A 15593-nucleotide genomic window follows, 5' to 3' on the forward strand; every position below is an offset into this window, starting at 1 on the left:
CCCCTGGCGTCTGCCAGGGGCTTCACTCTGTGGTGGGCGATACTGGGATCGAACCAGTGACCTCTTCCGTGTCAGGGAAGCGCGCTACCGCTGCGCCAATCGCCCATGCGAGGTGGGTACGGGATTCGAACCCGTGTATACGGCTTTGCAGGCCGCTGCCTCGCCTCTCGGCCAACCCACCGTGGTTACCAACTAGGTTGGCATCGAACCTCGAGCGGACGACGGGACTCGAACCCGCGACCCTCACCTTGGCAAGGTGATGCTCTACCAACTGAGCCACGTCCGCGTGTCTGGGGCTTGTTTCTGCTTGCCCTGACAGGAAAGAGACTCTAGCCGAAACATTCGGGCAACACCAAATCGCGCGCATGGGCGTGTCGCAAACCTGGCTCTTCCGTGCTCAGCGGACCCCGCTAGCGTTGTCCCCATGGAGTGGGACGACGACCCGAGGAGGCTCGGCAGCGCCGAGTTCAGGGGTCTGTCCGCGTCCCACCCGGTGGAGCACATCGACGTGGCTCAGGAGCCGCATCGTCTCGCTGAGGGCGGACTCTGGGTGGTCGTGGGGAGCTTCGAGGGGCGTGTCGACGCGTGGCGCTTCGCGCGTGCTGAGCATCGCGTGCCTGCCTCGCGTCCTGCGGACCCGAGCCGACGCTGGCGCGGGCCCGACGCGAGCGCCTGGCGTTCGTCATTGGACCGCGCGGGATACGAGCGCGGAGTCGACTCGATTCGTCGGGACATTCGAGACGGCGATGTCTACCAGGTGAATCTCTGTCGTGTGCTGTCCGCGCCCTTGCCCAGCCAGTCGCCGGGTCCGGACGCCGTGGCCCTCTCCGAGCGTCTGGCGCGCGGCAATCCCGCGCGCTACGCGGCCAGGATCGTGATTCCCGAGACCGAGGAGATGCCGGGCGCGTGGGTCGTATCGGCCTCTCCTGAGTCGTACCTGTCCGTCAGCGGTCGGACCCTGACGTCCGCGCCCATCAAGGGGACCGCCGCGCCCGGCGTGCCGATGCTCGACAAGGACATCGCCGAGAACGTGATGATCACCGATCTTGTGCGCAACGATCTGGCCCACGTCTCCGAGCCCGGCTCGATCTCGGTGCCCGAGCTCCTGGGCGAGCACGCGCATCCCGGGCTGGTCCACCTCCAGTCGACGGTGAGCGCGAGGCTCGACGACGCGCACGCCTGGACGCCCCGCATGTGGGGCGATCTGCTCGACGGGACCTTCCCACCCGGATCCGTCTCCGGCGCTCCGAAGTCGTCGGCGCTGCGGATCATCGCGCGTGAGGAGACTGCCCCGAGGGGGCCCTACTGCGGAGCGATCGGGTGGGTCGACGCCGACGCGAGACGCGCCGAGCTGGCGGTCGGCATCCGCACCTTCTGGTGGGAGCCGTCGGGCGGTGGCGTGCTCCGTTTCGGCACGGGGGCGGGCATCACGTGGGGATCGGATCCTGCCGGCGAATGGGAGGAGACGGAGCTGAAGGCGCGTCGCTTGATAGGGCTCGCCTCAACCGACAGAATGTCCCCATGATTCCCGTGGCCTGGATCGACGGCGTCCTGCAGGATCCGGACACCCCTGCTATCTCGCCTCTCGACCACGGTTTCACGGTCGGCGACGGCGTGTTCGAGACGCTTGAGGTGCGCGGTGGAGCGGCCTTCGCCCTCACCCGACACCTGCGCAGGCTCGAGTACTCGGCCGACAGGATGGCGCTCGGGCCGATCGACGCCTCCCTCGTCCAGCGCGGCGTTGAGGAGGCGCTCGAGGAGGCAGGGGAGAGCGCCACCCGGATCCGGATCACGCTGTCCTCAGGTCCCGGACCCATGAGCTCCGCCCGCGGGGGTGGGCCCCACCGCATCGCCGTCATCGTGAGCGACGGACCAGCGCCGGCGCGATGCCGTGCAGTCCGGTCTCCGTGGCGCAGGAACGAGCGCTCCGCCATCGCGGGCGTGAAGTCGACCTCCTACGCCGAGAACGCCGTGATGGTCGCCTACGCGGCCTCCAAGGGCGCCGACGAGGCGATCATGGCCAACACCCACGGCCACCTGTGCGAGGGCACGGGCACGAACGTGTTCATCGAGAAGGACGGCGAGATCATCACGCCGCCGCTCGCCTCGGGCTGCCTTGCGGGCATCACGCGCGGGCTCGCGCTCGAGTGGGGGGCGCGGTCGGGGATCCCCGTGCGCGTGACGGCTCCCGGCGAGCTCGACATGAGCGTGCTCGACGAGGTCCTCCGTGGAGAGGCCCACGCCGCCGTCACCTCGTCCACGAGGGGCGTCCAGCATGTGGAGATGCTTGACGGCGTGGAGCTCGCGCCGGGGCGTCTGATGGAGCGCCTTCGCGGCGTGTATGACGCCGCCGCCGACGCGGATCTGGACCCTGTCCCGCCGAGGTCCAAATAGCCGCTATAGTGGTATCCGCTCCACGGGCGATTGGCGCAGGGGTAGCGCGCTTCCTTCACACGGAAGAGGTCACTGGTTCGATCCCAGTATCGCCCACCACGCACGAAGGCCCCCGGCAGATGCCGGGGGCCTTCGTCATGTCCGGGACCGTCAGCCGACGGAGGCGGCGAGCCTTCGCTTGGCGACGGCCGCCACCTCGGGGTTGCTGTAGTCGGCGAAGACCTCGACGAGCCTGTCCGGCAGATGCGGGTTCACCAGGAGCGCCGCGAGCACGGTCGGGTGGCGCTCGGCGGACACCACCTCGATCAGGGTGTCGACGGGGGTGCTGGGGTTCTGCGCGACCCACCAGCGGATGTCCGCATCGGGATCGAACGCGAGCTCGTGGAGCACCTCGATCGGGGTGTCGATGTTCGAGGCCTGGAGCAGGCGGTTGACGCCCTCGGTGCCCTTCGCGATGTCCCCCGCGACGTTGTCGAGCGCCTCGGCGACCTCGCTCTGAGACGACCGGTACTGCTCGGACACGTCGCGCACGTAGCTCGCCAGCTCGCGCGCCTCCTCGGCGCGCGCCAGCACCTCGAGCGTGGTGGGCGAGTCGGGGTCGCGGATCTCCAGCCGGATGGTGAGCGCCAGGTGGCGAAGGGTCTCCGCCATGAGGAACGCAGGGTGGTGGGAGTCGCCGTCGGCCTCGGTGCGCAGCTCTCCTTCCGCACGCCCGATCACGGCAAGCGCCTGCGCGACGGCCTCCATGCGGCCGTCCTGGTGCGCCTGCTCGATCTGTGCAGCGACCGCGCCTGTCTCCTCACGCACGCTGAGGGCGGCGTCGAGCGCGAGGACGTCCTGCGCCAGCATGGCGAGGTCACAGGGCACGCCGATGCGGCACGAGTCGCAATAGTGGTTCTGCAGCGCGACAGACGCCTCGGCGGCCATCTGGGCGCGGTCCTTCTGGCGGGCCGCCGTCTCTTCCTTGGAGGCGGAGCGGTTGGCGGAGTCGCGGTTGAACACGTGGTGCACCCTTCTGCTGCATGCGTCGTGCGGTGGCGCCCCGTCGGGGTCGTCAGACATCACCATCGGCAGCCGCGCGGTGTTGGTGAGGGGAACCCGGGCGCGTATTCCGGACTCCTTCCCTGGCCGCCCGGTAGCGTGTTCGCATGACGGCGGACAAGCGCGCGCAGCTCACGGGAGACGGCGCAGGAGCGATGCTCAGGGAAGCGCTTGGCGCGGCCGGTCGATCCCTCGAGGCGTGGTCGGTCGACGCCGTCCATGACCGGCCCGGCGCGGAGACCTCCGTGTCCTACGACGTGGTGGTCGACGGGAGCCATCGGTACCTGGTCGCCTCGACGGTGCGCCTGCGCGGCGACGCGCCTCCAGGCGTCGTGACCGTGGGCCGGGGCGAGCATGAGGTGCATGTCTGGGAGCACCCCGCGGACCCCTTCCTGCCGGGACTGGCGGAGGCATGCGATCCGAGCGCGCTCGGCGCAGCCATCTCCGCCGCGGTGGGGGCGGACGTGGACGTGCGGGGAGTCTCAGTCATCGTGCTCCGTCCGCTGCGTCGGGCCGTGCTGCGGGTCGAGACCTGTCCCGCCGGCGCGGAGCCCGACACTCCGGGATCGATCAGCTACGTCAAGGTCGTCGAGCCGACCCATGCAGGCGACATCGCCGAGCGCTATCGCCTGAGCCCGCACGCTCCACGGGTGTGGGAGCTGGGAGACGGGCTCGTGCTGATCCAGGCGGCACGCGGGATGCCGCTCACCGAGCATCTCTACGACCCGCTGCGCCGGAACCCGCACCCGCCTGTCATCCCCGCTCACGCGGTGCTCGGGGTGCTCACGGCGCTGTCGCCACGTGCGCTCGACCTCCCGCATCGCCCGTCATGGACGGATCGGCTCCCGCAGTACGCCGCTCAGGCGCGCGAGCGTGGACTCCCGTGGGCGAACGAGATCGAGCCGCTCGTCGCTGACAGGCTGCGGAGGGGCGACCCTGGGCCCGTGGTCCCGGTGCATGGAGACCTGCATGCCGCGAACCTGTTCCTCGACCGCACCCCGTCGGGCCTGGAAGCCTCCGGGCTGATCGATCTGGACACCGTGGGCCCCGGCCATCTCGTGGACGACGCTGCATGCCTGCTCGCACACATGCTCACCCTGCGCACCTTCAGCCCCGACGGGTACCGCCACGTGCCCGACGTGCACTTCTCCCTGGCCTCTGGTCTGCTGGAGCACGTCGACTCCGATCAGCTCGCGGGCCGCACCGCTGCGGTGCTCGTGTCCCTCGCGGCCGGCACCGAGGATCGGGCGCACGCCGACGCCTGGATGGAGCAGGCGGCGAGGGCGACCGCCTCATGAGCGCACAGATCGACGGCGCGGATCCCCGCACCGCACGCAAGGTCGCCGAGCCGCTCGACGAGACGCAGATGCTCGAGCGCGGCCCCGAGTTCCGCGTCGACCTGGAGCGGATCCGGTTCTCCCCGTACTTCTCCCGCATGTCCGCGGTGACTCAGGTCATCTCCCAGTCGGGGGCCGGGCTCGCGGTCCACAACCGGCTGACCCACACCGTCAAGGTCACCGCCGTCGCCCGGGCGATCGCGGTCTCACTCGCCGCGGACCAGGGCGAGCGCGGCCGCATCGTGTCGCGCCTCGGCGGATGCGACCCGGTGGTCGTCCAGGCCGCCGCCAGCGCGCACGACCTCGGGCACCCGCCCTTCGGACACCTCGGCGAGCAGGCGCTCGACAGGCTCGCACGAGAGAGGTTCGGCCTCGCCGAGGGCTTCGAGGGGAACGCACAGTCGTTCAGGACCCTCACCCGGCTCGACGAGTACGACAGGGCAGGAGCGGGTCTCAATCTCACAGCAGCGGTGCGCGCCGCGGTCCTGAAGTACCCGTGGGAGCGGGCCGAGGGCGACGAATGGACCGGTGCCCTCGACAGGCCCCGCGGACTCACCCCGCGCACGCCGGGAGAAGGCGCGGCGAAGTTCTCCACCTACTCCCTCGACGCGGACGACTTCCAGGAGGCGCGCGACGCCTATCCGGCCATCGCGCGACACCAGCAGACGATCGAATGCTCAGTGATGGACATCGCGGACGACATCGCCTACTCGCTCCACGATCTGGACGACTTCTACCGGGCCTCCCTCCTGGGTCACGCGGCGGTGTCGGCCGAGTTCCGCACCTGGCGCGCGGACAGGGCAGCGCTCGCGACCATGCCGGCCGACGCGCTGCTCGCCCGTCCACGGACCCCGGGCCACGCCCTCGAGACCCTGCGTAGGCGGCTCCGCGCCAAGGACGCGTGGATCGCGGACGACGACGCGTTCGGCGAGTCGGTGGCGCGCGTCCAGTCCGACGTGGTCGACGGACTGCTCGCAGTGCCGTTCGACGGGTCGCTCGAGGCCGACCGCGCGCTCGCTGTCTTCATGAGCGGATGGGTGTCCCGCCTGCAGCGCTCGATCGTCGTCATGGCCGACCCGCCCGTGCGGTCCGGACACATCAGCCTGGACACGGCTGCGTGGCACGACGTCGCAGTGCTCAAGTTCCTGCAGGAGCGCTTCGTGCTTCACCGTCCTGATCTCGCCGTCTATCAGCGAGGGCAGGCGAACGTCATGGAGACCCTCGTCGGAGCGCTCGCCGAGTGGCTCGACGACCCGCATGACGTGAGGCGCGCGCCGCGCCGGCTGCTCGACCTGGTGGAGCTCGCCGCCGAGGACTACAGGGATGCCGCGCTTCGCGATCCGGACGGCGACGGGGGCTTCGAGCGTCGGGAGCTGCGCCGCCTTGCGACGGGACGAGGGATCGTCGACTACGTGGCCTCCCTGACCGATGTCCAGGCCATGTCTCTCGCGGGTCTCGTCTCCGGCGCGTCCGAGCGCCTGTGGGACGCAGGGCAGGGGCTGTAGGGCCTCCGGCACGTGTGCGCTCGGAATGCAGACGGGGTCATGTGCGTTGTCCGAATTGTCCGGCAACGAAGGGAGCAACCATGAGCTCGGATGAGATCAAGGCCAAGGCGCAGGAGGCGCTTCCCGACGACGAGCAGGCGAAGAAGCTCGGCGACAAGGTTCGCGAGAACACGCCTGACGGGGTGGACGTGCCGGCCGCGAAGGCCGAGCAGTGGGTGAAGGACCACAACAAGGACTGACCCACCCTTCCTCGTGCGATGCGGCGCCGGCCTCGAGTCGGCGCCGCATCGTCATGTCTGGGCTGGTGCGTCTCACAGAGGCACGCGCGAGGAACGCGGAGCAGCCGCACGCCGGTGCGTGGCGACCCGTGCGGGTCGGTAGCATCGTCTCGGAACCTTTGACCCGCGCAATCCGAAGGAGCACGAACGTGTCCAGCCTCATCGCGACCATCGACGGCATCGAGCGAGAGCTCGCCGCCGGCACGACGGGGTCGGACCTCTTCTCCGAGCGTCGGGACGTGGTCGTCATGCGCGTCGACGGCGCGCTCTGGGACCTCGCTCGCGAGATCCCCGAAGGCGCTTCGGTCGACGCCGTCACCGTGGAGGAGCCCGACGGCCTCATGGTGCTCCGCCACTCGACCGCGCACGTGCTCGCGCAGGCCGTGCAGCAGATCAACCCGGACGCGAAGCTGGGCGTGGGTCCTCCTATCGAGAACGGCTTCTACTACGACTTCGACGTGGAGACTCCTTTCACTCCCGAGGACCTCAAGAAGCTCGAGAAGGCGATGCAGCGCATCGTCAAGGAGGGACAGTCCTTCGAGCGCCGCGAGGTCAGCCGCGAGGAGGCGCTCGCCGAGCTGTCGCACGAGCCGTACAAGTGCGAGCTGCTGAACCAGGAGGCCGCGGGCGCCGAGGGCGCGTCCGTCGAGATCGGCGACGGTGACATCACCATCTACGACAACGTGCGCCGCAACGGAGAGCGTGCGTGGGGCGACCTGTGCCGCGGCCCTCACGTGCCGTCCACCAAGGTGCTCGCCAACGGCTGGTCTCTCATGCGGTCGGCGGCTGCGTACTGGAAGGGGTCGGAGAAGAACCCCCAGCTCCAGCGCGTCTACGGCACCGCATGGCCCACCAAGGAGGAGCTGGTCGCCTACAAGGACCGTCTCGCCGAGGCCGAGCGTCGCGACCACCGCAAGCTCGGAGCCGAGCTCGACCTCTACTCCTTCCCGGAGGAGATCGGCTCGGGCATGGTCGTGTTCCACCCCAAGGGCGGCGTGATCAAGCGCGAGATGGAGGACTACGTCCGTCAGCGTCACATCGAGGAGGGCTTCGAGTACGTCTCGACCCCGCACATCTCCAAGGACGCGCTCTTCTACACCTCCGGCCACCTGCCCTACTACAAGGGCACCATGTTCCCGCCCATGCACGTGGACGAGGAGGTCGACGACCAGGGCAACGTCACCAGGCAGGGCCAGGAGTACTTCCTCAAGGCGATGAACTGCCCGATGCACAACCTGATCTTCCGTTCGCGGGGCCGCTCCTACCGTGAGCTTCCGCTGCGCTTCTTCGAGTTCGGATCGGTCTACCGGTACGAGAAGTCCGGCGTGGTGCACGGACTGACCCGTGTGCGCGCGATGACGCAGGACGACTCGCACTCGTACGTGACCCCCGAGCAGGCGGGCGCGGAGATCGAGCACCTGCTGCGTTTCGTGACGGGGCTGCTCGAGGACTTCGGCCTCACCGACTACTACTTCGAGCTCTCCACCCGCGACACCGAGGGCGACAAGAAGGACAAGTTCATCGGCTCGGACGAGCAGTGGGAGTCCGCGACCGAGGTGCTGCGCAGCACGGCGGCGAGCTTCGGGCTCGAGCCCGTGCTCGACCCGGGCGGCGCGGCGTTCTACGGCCCCAAGATCTCGGTGCAGGCGAAGGACGCGATCGGCCGCACCTGGCAGATGTCGACCATCCAGTACGACTTCAACCAGCCGGAGCGCTTCGGCCTGGAGTACACCGCGGCCGACGGCTCGCGCCAGCAGCCGGTGATGATCCACTCGGCGAAGTTCGGCTCGATCGAGCGGTTCCTCGGTGTCCTCGTGGAGCACTACGCCGGCGCGTTCCCCGTGTGGCTCGCGCCCGTGCAGGTGCGCTGCGTCCCGGTCGCTGAGCCCTTCAACGACTATCTCCACGAGGTCGCCACGAAGCTCCGCGCAGCGGGCGTGCGTGTCGAGGTAGACGACTCCGACGAGCGCTTCCCCAAGAAGATCCGCACCGCCTCCAAGGAGAAGGTGCCCTTCGTCCTCATCGCTGGAGGCGAGGACGCGGAGGCGGGAGCGGTCTCATTCCGCTTCCGCGATGGAAGCCAGGACAACCAGGTGCCCGTGGACGAGGCGGTGGAGCGCATCCTGAAGGCGATCGGCGACAAGGCGCAGGTCTGACCGTGGACGACGTCGTCGACTCGGACATGATGGGCGGGGTGCCCGACGGGTTCGAACGCCTGTGGACGCCTCACCGGATGGCCTACATCACCCACTCGTCGGCGCGCCCGCGCATCGAGGGGGAGCGTGACTGCCCCCTGTGCAAGAAGGTCGAGGACGACGACCGTGCCCACCTCGTGGTGCACCGCGGCGAGACCTGCTACGTGGTGCTCAACCTGTTCCCGTACAACCCCGGTCACCTGATGGTGTGCCCCTACCGCCACGTCGGCTGGTACACCGAGGCGACCGCGCAGGAGCGTGCGGAGATGGCTGAGCTGACGGCCGAGGCGATGGAGATCCTGCGGGACCTCAGCGGCACGCAGGGGTTCAACGTCGGCATGAACCAGGGGGTGCCCGGTGGCGCCGGCATCTCCGAGCACCTGCATCAGCATGTCGTTCCCCGCTGGACGGGCGACGCCAACTTCCTTCCCATCATCGGCCGCACCAAGGCGGTGCCAGAGCTGCTCGACGACACGTGGCAGCGGGTCAGCGACGCCTGGGCTTCGCGCCGCTGACACAGAACGACAGAGACGAGAGACGACGATGCTATCCAGCCTGCGGCCGCTCATGGCCAAGATCTGGCAGGCCCCGGCGAAGGCGCTGCTCAAGGCGGGCGTCCACCCCAACGCCGTCACCATCGCGGGAACGATCGGTGTGGTGTTCGGGGCGGTGTTCTTCTTCCCCAAGGGCGGCATGTGGCTGTTCTGGGGCACGCTGTTCATCACCTTCTTCGTCGTGACGGACATGCTCGACGGGACGATGGCGCGACTGTCAGGCAAGACGTCGCGACTCGGCGCCTACCTCGACTCGACGCTCGACCGCGTCGCCGACGCCGCGATCTTCGGCGCGCTGGTGTGGACCTTCCGCGACGACACTGCGACGGCGCTCGGCGCGCTGCTGTGCCTCACCATCGGCGCGGTCGTGCCCTACGCCCGCGCCAAGGCGGAGAGCCTCGGAATCGACGCAGCGGTCGGTATCGCGGAGAGGTCTGACCGGCTCGTGATCGGCCTGACCGCCACCGCGCTGGTGGGGCTCGGCCTGCCGCAGGTGGTCCTCACCGTCGTGCTGTGGCTGCTTGCGGCCGCCGCCGCCATCACCGTCGGCCAGCGCACCTGGCGCGTCATGGTGGCGAACCAGGCGGACCTGGACGCCGCGGCCGACCACCACCGCGACTCGGAGGACTACTCCCATCACCCGGGTGACGCCCCGGGCCGCCCGCACTCCGAGGGCGACGAGGCGTAGCCCGACCGATGAACTCCTTCCTCTTCGCGTGGCGCGCCTCGCGACGGCTGCCTGTGGCCGTCGTCCGCGGCGCTGCATGGACGCTCGCCATGGCGGCTTGGGCGACCCACGCGAAGGCGAGCACGCGGCTCGAGGACAATCTCGCGCGCGTCACGGGCGCCTCGGGTCGTGAGCTCAGGGTCCTCTCGCGGCGCGGACTTGCCTCCGTCGCGAGGTACTACGCCGAGGTCCTCGAGATGAGCCGCCTCACGGGCGACGTGATCGATGCGCGCGTACGCGTCGAGGGGCTCGCGGAGACGGGAGGGGCGCTCTCAGGCGCCAACCCGGCCGTCGCGGTGCTGGGGCACTGCGGAAACTGGGACCTCATCGGCGCATGGGCCTGCCGCAACCTCATGCCCGTCACCGCCGTCGCGGAGAAGCTGAAGCCGCAGGAGGTGTTCGACGAGTTCGTCGCCCTCCGGTCCGCGCACGGACTCAGGATCCTGGGACACGAGGGCGGCAGCACGTTCCGCGCCCTGCTGCGGATCGCTCGCGAGGAGCCGGTGCTCGTGTGCCTGGTGGCGGACCGCGACCTGTCAGGGTCCGGCATCCCCGTCGAGATGTGGGGACACCGGGTGAAGGTCGCTCCAGGCCCCGCCGCGCTGTCCTTGTCCTCAGGCGCGCCCCTGGTGCCGGTGCACCTTCGGTACGAGCGCCTGCGCGGCGCGCGCCGCCGGAAGGCCCGCTCGGCGTGGGGTACGGTGCTCTCGTTCGGGCCGGTGCTGGAGCCGGCCGATTTCACGGGGGAGCAGCGCGTGGAGGAGATGACCCAGGCCTGGGCCGCCTCCTTCGCGGACGCCGTCGCCGCCGATCCCCAGGACTGGCACATGCTCCAACGTTTCGGATGGCTCGAGGACGCCTGACATGAGGATCGGGATCGTCTGCCCCTATTCGCTGGACCGCCCAGGCGGTGTGCAGCTCCACGTGATGGACCTGGCCCAGGCGTTGCTCGCGCGCGGACACTTCGTCTCAGTGCTCGCACCTGCAGCGCCCAACACCCCGGTGCCCGGCTACGTGATGAGCACAGGACGCTCGATCCCGATCCCTTACAACGGATCCACGGCGCGACTCTCCTTCGGACTGCTCACCGCGTCCCGTGTGCGGAAGTGGCTCCGCGAGGGCGATTTCGACGTGGTGCACCTGCACGAGCCAGGCGCGCCGTCCATCTCCGTGATCGCGATGTGGGCGCGCCTGGGGCCCACGGTGGCCACCTTCCACACGTCGAACGACGACTCGGCGCTGATGCGCATCGGCAAGCCGTTCATCAAGCCCGGCTACGAGGAGCTCGACGCGCGCATCGCGGTGTCGCCCTCCGCGGCGCGGACGGTGTTCGAGCATCTGCGGGTGGAGGCGACTCACATCATCCCCAACGGCGTGGACACCAGCACCTACGTGGCTGCCGTCGCACGTGAGCAGTGGCGTGGCACTCCCGAGGCGCCGACCGTCGGCATCCTTGGCCGCATGGATGAGCCCCGCAAGGGTCTCGACGACTTCCTCGCCGCGATCCCGGGTGTACGCGACAAGGTGCCGGGAACGCGTTTCCTCGTCGCCGGCAGGTACTCCGATCGCACCGCGGAACGGATCAGGAAGGCAGGCGCCGTTTCCATCGGTCCGCTCGACGAGAAGGACAAGGAACGGTTCATGTCCTCGCTCGACGTGTACGTCGCGCCCAACACCGGGGGAGAGAGCTTCGGCATCGTCCTCGTCGAGGCGATGGCCGCCGGCGCAGCCGTGGTGGCGAGCGACCTGACGGCCTTCAGGGACGTCGGCACCGCGGCCGACGGAAACCTCGCAGTCCGCCTCTTCCCCGTGGGCGAGAGCGACGGCCTTGCGAAGGAGCTGACGCGACTCCTCGAGGATCCGGCCCTGCGCAGACGGCTGTCCCGGCGCGGCCAGGAGCTCGCTGGCACCTTCGACTGGCTCCAGGTGGTGCCCAGGGTCGAGGAGACGTACCTCGACGCCATTAGACTTGACGCCGAACTGAGCCCCCAGCCCGTGAAGGAAGAAGAGAGCGCATGAGCGATTCCACGAACGCCCCCCAGGTCGGAACCGACCTCGTCAAGCGAGGCATGGCCGACATGCTCAAGGGCGGCGTGATCATGGACGTCGTCACCCCCGAGCAGGCGAAGATCGCCGAGGACGCCGGCGCTGTCGCCGTCATGGCCCTTGAGCGCGTCCCGGCCGACATCCGCGCGCAGGGCGGCGTGTCCCGCATGAGCGACCCGGACATGATCCAGGGCATCATCGACACCGTCTCCATCCCGGTGATGGCGAAGGCCCGCATCGGCCACTTCGTCGAGGCGCAGGTGCTCGAGAGCCTGGGCGTCGACTACATCGACGAGTCCGAGGTGCTCACCCCCGCGGACTACACCCACCACATCGACAAGTGGAACTACACCGTGCCGTTCGTGTGCGGCGCCACCAACCTCGGCGAGGCGCTGCGCCGCATCTCCGAGGGCGCCGCCATGATCCGCTCGAAGGGCGAGGCCGGCACCGGCGACGTGTCCAACGCGACCACGCACATGCGCAAGATCCGTGCCGAGATCAAGGCGCTCACCGCGATGCCCGAGGACGAGCTCTACGTGGCCGCCAAGGAGCTTCAGGCGCCGCTTCCGCTCGTCCAGGAGATCGCGAAGACGGGCAAGCTGCCCGTCGTGCTGTTCACCGCGGGCGGCATCGCCACCCCGGCCGACGCCGCGATGATGATGCAGCTCGGCGCCGAGGGCGTGTTCGTCGGCTCCGGCATCTTCAAGTCCGGCGACCCCGCCGCCCGTGCCAAGGCGATCGTGAAGGCGACCACGTTCTACGACGACCCGAAGGTCATCGCGGACGTCTCACGCGGTCTGGGCGAGGCGATGGTCGGGATCAACGTCGAGGAGGAGCCTGAGCCGCACCGCCTCGCCGAGCGTGGCTGGTAGCGGCCGCCGACCGCTTGACGGCCACGCGCTCGCCGCGGACGGCCGTTATCACCGGCTGGGCGCGCGCGTGCTGCTGGTCGATGACTCCGGGTCGGTCCCGCGCGTCCTGATGATGCGTGGGCACGACCCGGACCAGCCTGAGCGCAGCTTCTGGTTCACGCCGGGAGGCGGTCTCGAGTCGGGCGAGACGACGCGTGCCGCCGCGGTGCGCGAGCTCGAGGAGGAGACCGGACTCGTGCTCGAGGAGCACGAGCTCGAGGGGCCGGTGTGGATACGCACCGCGATCTTCGACTTCGCGTCGTTGCCCTACTCGCAGCTCGAGGAGATCTTCGTCGCGAGGCTGGCCGACGCGGAGCGCCGCGAGCAGCGCGAGTCCGCGTGGACGGAGCAGGAGACGGACACCATCGACGACGTCGTGTGGCTGACCCTCGCGCAGCTGGCGGCGTCCGAGATCGAGGTGTTCCCCGTGCGGTTGAGGGAGTCGTGGGACGACTTCCTCCCGTGGGACGGGGAGACGAGGAACATGGGAGAGGTGGACGAGTGACGACGATCGGCATCCTGGCGCTCCAGGGCGATGTCCGGGAGCACGCGCATGCGATCGAGCGCCTTGGCGCGTCGGCGGTCGGCGTGCGCAGGCTCTCCGAGCTCGACGCGGTGGACGGGCTGATCATCCCGGGCGGGGAGTCGACGACGATCGACAAGCTGCTGCGGATCTTCGAGCTGTTCGACCCGCTGAAGCAGCGCCTGGACGAGGGTCTCCCGGTGCTGGGGACGTGTGCCGGGATGATCATGCTTGCCAGCGACATCATCGGCGCGATCGAGGGGCAGAGGTCGCTCGGGGTGATCCCGATGACGGTGCGCCGCAACGCGTTCGGCCGTCAGGTCGATTCGAGCGAGGTCGAGCTGACGTGGCGCCCCGACGGATCCACGATGCATGCGACCTTCATCAGGGCTCCGTGGGTGGAGAGCTCGGCCGATGCGGTCGAGGTGCTCGCCGTCGACGAGGCGCATGGAGGTCAGACCGTCGCGGTACGGCACCGCAATGCGATCGCGACGAGCTTCCACCCCGAGATCGTGGCGCCAGGGGCGACTCCTGACGACCGCGTTCACCAGGTCCTGCTGGACCTCGTCGCCTCTCGCCGCTGATTCACCGGCCGGCGACGAGCCCGCCCTGAAGCACGGGAGCAAGCGTCTGCGCCGCCTGGGCGAGCGCATCGGCGTCGAGTGAGCTGGCGCCGACCGCGCGCGCGAGGAGGCCCGGCATCATCACGGGAGCGAGCCCGTACACGGTGAGCACTGGGGCGAGCGCGTCCACATCGAGATCGGCGCGCATCGCGCCCGCACGCTGCTGGTCCGCGAGCGTGCGTCGTGTGCCGTCCACGAGCGCGTCGAAGAGTGCGTCGGCGCGGGCGGAGCCGTGCTCGAGCATTCGTCGGGCGTACGCGGCGTAGGGGAGCGGGCCGTCCTCTGCGGGGGCGAAGTGGGCGGCGATCGACTGGACGTCCAGCTCTCCCGCGGCCTTGAGCTCGAGCAGGTGGCGCACCACCTGCTCGTCGCATCGATCCTGGAGCCCTGCCTTGCCCCCGAAATGATGGTTCACGAGTCCTGGCGCGACGCCGGCGCGCGACGCGATCGCACGCACTCCCACGCTGAAGCCCTGGGCGGCGAACTCGCGAATCGCGGCGTCGCGTATTCGTGCCGGAGTGCTCAAATCCTCGGTTGAACGCATGTTTCACAGGTTATACGATCGTTCAACCATGTGTGGAGCGGAACCTCCGTCCACCGAGGCCTGAAGGGATCCGCATGACGACCGTCGCCATCACAGGGGCCAGCTCGGGAATCGGGCTCAGGGCTGCGAGGCGGCTCGCCGAGGAGGGGCACCATGTGCTCGCGCTGTGCCGGAACGTGGAGCGATCCCGCGCCGCGCTGGGCGACCAGGTCGAGATCGTCGAGACACACATGGAGGACCTCGACTCCGTGCGGGGCGCCGCCGAGAGAGCCAAGCAGGCCGGAGTCGAGGTCCTGATCAACAATGCCGCGATCTTCGACATGGGTTTGAAGCGGCGCACGCTCTCGCCACAGGGCCACGAGCTCGTGTGGGCGACCAACCACCTGGGGCCCTCAGCCCTCGCGGCGGAGCTGATCGACACCCTGGCCGCGGCTCCGGACGGCCGCGTCGTGTTCATCGCGTCGAAGGGGCTCGTCGCGATGCCCAGGATCCGCATCCGTTGGGACCGCCTTGACGGTGAGGGCTGGTACACGCCGACGCGGGCGTATTACCACGCCAAGCTGGCCCAGGTGATGACCGCCGAGACGCTGCACGAGCGTCACGGCGACGCGGTGACGGTCAGCTGTCTGCGGGTGCCGGCCGTGCGGCTCGACCCCGCCAAGCTCGCAGCCCAGCCGCGCCTCCAGCGCGCGCTGTATGCGCCGAAGAACCGGGCCGCCGCAGCGCCCGCGCAGGTGGCCGACGCGTATGTGCGGCTCGCCGTCGGCCCCGAGCCGGACGCGGTCTACGTCGACGAGCGCGGCGCGGCGTGCCCGGTGCCGCGCTTCGCCCGTGATCGGGCCAACCGTGAGCGGCTCGCCGCTGCGACGCGTGCGGCGATCGCGCCGGAGACAGGCGCGGTCGGCTGACCGCACG

At 69.6% G+C, this 15593-nt stretch carries 16 protein-coding genes and 4 tRNA genes; 15 read left to right on the top strand and 5 right to left on the bottom strand.

Annotated features, from left to right (window positions below; genetic code table 11):
- Positions 1 to 30 precede the first annotated feature (30 nt).
- The 3 genes from QQX04_RS07055 to QQX04_RS07065 all read right to left on the bottom strand — a co-directional run bounded on the left by QQX04_RS07055 (position 31) and on the right by QQX04_RS07065 (position 286).
- Positions 31 to 105 (bottom strand) — tRNA-Val (locus tag QQX04_RS07055).
- 5 nt (positions 106 to 110) lie between these two features.
- Positions 111 to 181 (bottom strand) — tRNA-Cys (locus QQX04_RS07060).
- A gap of 32 nt (positions 182 to 213) precedes the next feature.
- Positions 214 to 286 (bottom strand) — tRNA-Gly (locus QQX04_RS07065).
- Positions 287 to 424: 138 nt separating this feature from the next.
- On the opposite strand from QQX04_RS07065, the gene QQX04_RS07070 reads away from it, so the two are divergent.
- The 3 genes from QQX04_RS07070 to QQX04_RS07080 all read left to right on the top strand — a co-directional run bounded on the left by QQX04_RS07070 (position 425) and on the right by QQX04_RS07080 (position 2493).
- Positions 425 to 1525, top strand: a complete 1101-nt coding sequence (locus tag QQX04_RS07070) for a chorismate-binding protein (RefSeq protein WP_301127600.1) — start codon at positions 425 to 427, stop codon at positions 1523 to 1525.
- Positions 1522 to 2394, top strand: a complete 873-nt coding sequence (locus QQX04_RS07075) for an aminotransferase class IV (RefSeq protein WP_301127601.1) — start codon at positions 1522 to 1524, stop codon at positions 2392 to 2394. The genes QQX04_RS07070 and QQX04_RS07075 overlap by 4 nt, the downstream gene beginning before the upstream one ends.
- Positions 2395 to 2418: 24 nt before the next feature.
- Positions 2419 to 2493, top strand: a tRNA-Val gene (locus QQX04_RS07080).
- A 51-nt stretch (positions 2494 to 2544) separates the two neighbouring features.
- Here the strand turns inward: QQX04_RS07080 and QQX04_RS07085 are convergent.
- Positions 2545 to 3396, bottom strand: coding sequence for a variant leucine-rich repeat-containing protein (locus QQX04_RS07085; protein ID WP_301127603.1), 852 nt, complete (start codon positions 3394 to 3396; stop codon positions 2545 to 2547).
- A gap of 146 nt (positions 3397 to 3542) precedes the next feature.
- Between QQX04_RS07085 and QQX04_RS07090 the strand changes: the two genes are divergently transcribed.
- The 11 genes from QQX04_RS07090 (at position 3543) to pdxT (ending at position 14095) form a co-directional block, all read left to right on the top strand.
- Positions 3543 to 4733, top strand: a complete 1191-nt coding sequence (locus QQX04_RS07090) for an aminoglycoside phosphotransferase family protein (RefSeq protein ID WP_301127605.1) — start codon at positions 3543 to 3545, stop codon at positions 4731 to 4733.
- Positions 4730 to 6277, top strand: a complete 1548-nt coding sequence (locus tag QQX04_RS07095; RefSeq protein ID WP_301127607.1) for a deoxyguanosinetriphosphate triphosphohydrolase family protein — start codon at positions 4730 to 4732, stop codon at positions 6275 to 6277. The genes QQX04_RS07090 and QQX04_RS07095 overlap by 4 nt, the downstream gene beginning before the upstream one ends.
- An 80-nt stretch (positions 6278 to 6357) precedes the next feature.
- The gene (locus QQX04_RS07100; RefSeq protein WP_301127609.1) at positions 6358 to 6516 is read left to right on the top strand and encodes a hypothetical protein; all 159 of its coding nucleotides are present in this window, start codon (positions 6358 to 6360) and stop codon (positions 6514 to 6516) included.
- A 188-nt stretch (positions 6517 to 6704) separates the two neighbouring features.
- Positions 6705 to 8711, top strand: coding sequence for a threonine--tRNA ligase (thrS, locus tag QQX04_RS07105; RefSeq protein WP_301127610.1), 2007 nt, complete (start codon positions 6705 to 6707; stop codon positions 8709 to 8711).
- 26 nt (positions 8712 to 8737) lie between these two features.
- Positions 8738 to 9265 carry an HIT family protein gene (locus QQX04_RS07110; protein WP_301127699.1) on the top strand — a complete coding sequence of 176 codons (528 nt, stop codon included), beginning with the start codon at positions 8738 to 8740 and terminating at the stop codon, positions 9263 to 9265.
- A 52-nt stretch (positions 9266 to 9317) separates the two neighbouring features.
- On the top strand, positions 9318 to 9992 hold the full coding sequence (gene pgsA / locus QQX04_RS07115; protein WP_301127612.1) for a phosphatidylinositol phosphate synthase: 675 nt from the start codon (positions 9318 to 9320) through the stop codon (positions 9990 to 9992).
- Positions 9993 to 10000: 8 nt separating this feature from the next.
- Positions 10001 to 10894: a phosphatidylinositol mannoside acyltransferase gene (locus tag QQX04_RS07120; protein WP_301127614.1), complete on the top strand. Its 894-nt coding sequence runs from the start codon at positions 10001 to 10003 to the stop codon at positions 10892 to 10894.
- A 1-nt stretch (position 10895) separates the two neighbouring features.
- A complete protein-coding gene (locus tag QQX04_RS07125; protein WP_301127616.1) occupies positions 10896 to 12050 on the top strand; it encodes a glycosyltransferase family 4 protein in 1155 nt (384 codons plus the stop codon).
- Positions 12047 to 12949 (top strand): pyridoxal 5'-phosphate synthase lyase subunit PdxS, encoded by a 903-nt coding sequence (gene pdxS / locus QQX04_RS07130; protein WP_301127618.1) that lies wholly within the window; start codon positions 12047 to 12049, stop codon positions 12947 to 12949. The genes QQX04_RS07125 and pdxS overlap by 4 nt, the downstream gene beginning before the upstream one ends.
- Positions 12939 to 13493 carry an NUDIX hydrolase gene (locus tag QQX04_RS07135; protein WP_301127620.1) on the top strand — a complete coding sequence of 185 codons (555 nt, stop codon included), beginning with the start codon at positions 12939 to 12941 and terminating at the stop codon, positions 13491 to 13493. Before pdxS ends, QQX04_RS07135 begins: the two co-directional genes overlap by 11 nt.
- A complete protein-coding gene (gene pdxT, locus QQX04_RS07140; RefSeq protein ID WP_301127622.1) occupies positions 13490 to 14095 on the top strand; it encodes a pyridoxal 5'-phosphate synthase glutaminase subunit PdxT in 606 nt (201 codons plus the stop codon). The genes QQX04_RS07135 and pdxT overlap by 4 nt, the downstream gene beginning before the upstream one ends.
- Before the next feature lies 1 nt (position 14096).
- Here pdxT and QQX04_RS07145 read toward each other — a convergent pair whose 3' ends face one another.
- Positions 14097 to 14678: a TetR/AcrR family transcriptional regulator gene (locus QQX04_RS07145; protein ID WP_301127624.1), complete on the bottom strand. Its 582-nt coding sequence runs from the start codon at positions 14676 to 14678 to the stop codon at positions 14097 to 14099.
- A 74-nt stretch (positions 14679 to 14752) separates the two neighbouring features.
- Between QQX04_RS07145 and QQX04_RS07150 the strand changes: the two genes are divergently transcribed.
- Entirely contained in the window at positions 14753 to 15586 is an 834-nt protein-coding gene (locus QQX04_RS07150; RefSeq protein ID WP_301127626.1) for an SDR family NAD(P)-dependent oxidoreductase, read from the top strand.
- Positions 15587 to 15593 lie beyond the last annotated feature (7 nt).

This window comes from Demequina zhanjiangensis (genome assembly GCF_030418315.1).
GTDB classification, from domain to species: domain Bacteria; phylum Actinomycetota; class Actinomycetes; order Actinomycetales; family Demequinaceae; genus Demequina; species Demequina zhanjiangensis.

Bases quoted from the DNA above. Each gene is read 5' to 3' on its own strand.
- QQX04_RS07070 (WP_301127600.1), top strand. From the start codon at position 425: ATGGAGTGGGACGACGACCCGAGGAGGCTCGGCAGCGCCGAGTTCAGG.
- QQX04_RS07075 (WP_301127601.1), top strand. From the start codon at position 1,522: ATGATTCCCGTGGCCTGGATCGACGGCGTCCTGCAGGATCCGGACACC.
- QQX04_RS07090 (WP_301127605.1), top strand. From the start codon at position 3,543: ATGACGGCGGACAAGCGCGCGCAGCTCACGGGAGACGGCGCAGGAGCG.
- QQX04_RS07095 (WP_301127607.1), top strand. From the start codon at position 4,730: ATGAGCGCACAGATCGACGGCGCGGATCCCCGCACCGCACGCAAGGTC.
- QQX04_RS07100 (WP_301127609.1), top strand. From the start codon at position 6,358: ATGAGCTCGGATGAGATCAAGGCCAAGGCGCAGGAGGCGCTTCCCGAC.
- QQX04_RS07110 (WP_301127699.1), top strand. From the start codon at position 8,738: ATGATGGGCGGGGTGCCCGACGGGTTCGAACGCCTGTGGACGCCTCAC.
- pgsA (WP_301127612.1), top strand. From the start codon at position 9,318: ATGGCCAAGATCTGGCAGGCCCCGGCGAAGGCGCTGCTCAAGGCGGGC.
- QQX04_RS07120 (WP_301127614.1), top strand. From the start codon at position 10,001: ATGAACTCCTTCCTCTTCGCGTGGCGCGCCTCGCGACGGCTGCCTGTG.
- QQX04_RS07125 (WP_301127616.1), top strand. From the start codon at position 10,896: ATGAGGATCGGGATCGTCTGCCCCTATTCGCTGGACCGCCCAGGCGGT.
- pdxS (WP_301127618.1), top strand. From the start codon at position 12,047: ATGAGCGATTCCACGAACGCCCCCCAGGTCGGAACCGACCTCGTCAAG.
- QQX04_RS07145 (WP_301127624.1), bottom strand. From the start codon at position 14,678: ATGCGTTCAACCGAGGATTTGAGCACTCCGGCACGAATACGCGACGCC.
- QQX04_RS07150 (WP_301127626.1), top strand. From the start codon at position 14,753: ATGACGACCGTCGCCATCACAGGGGCCAGCTCGGGAATCGGGCTCAGG.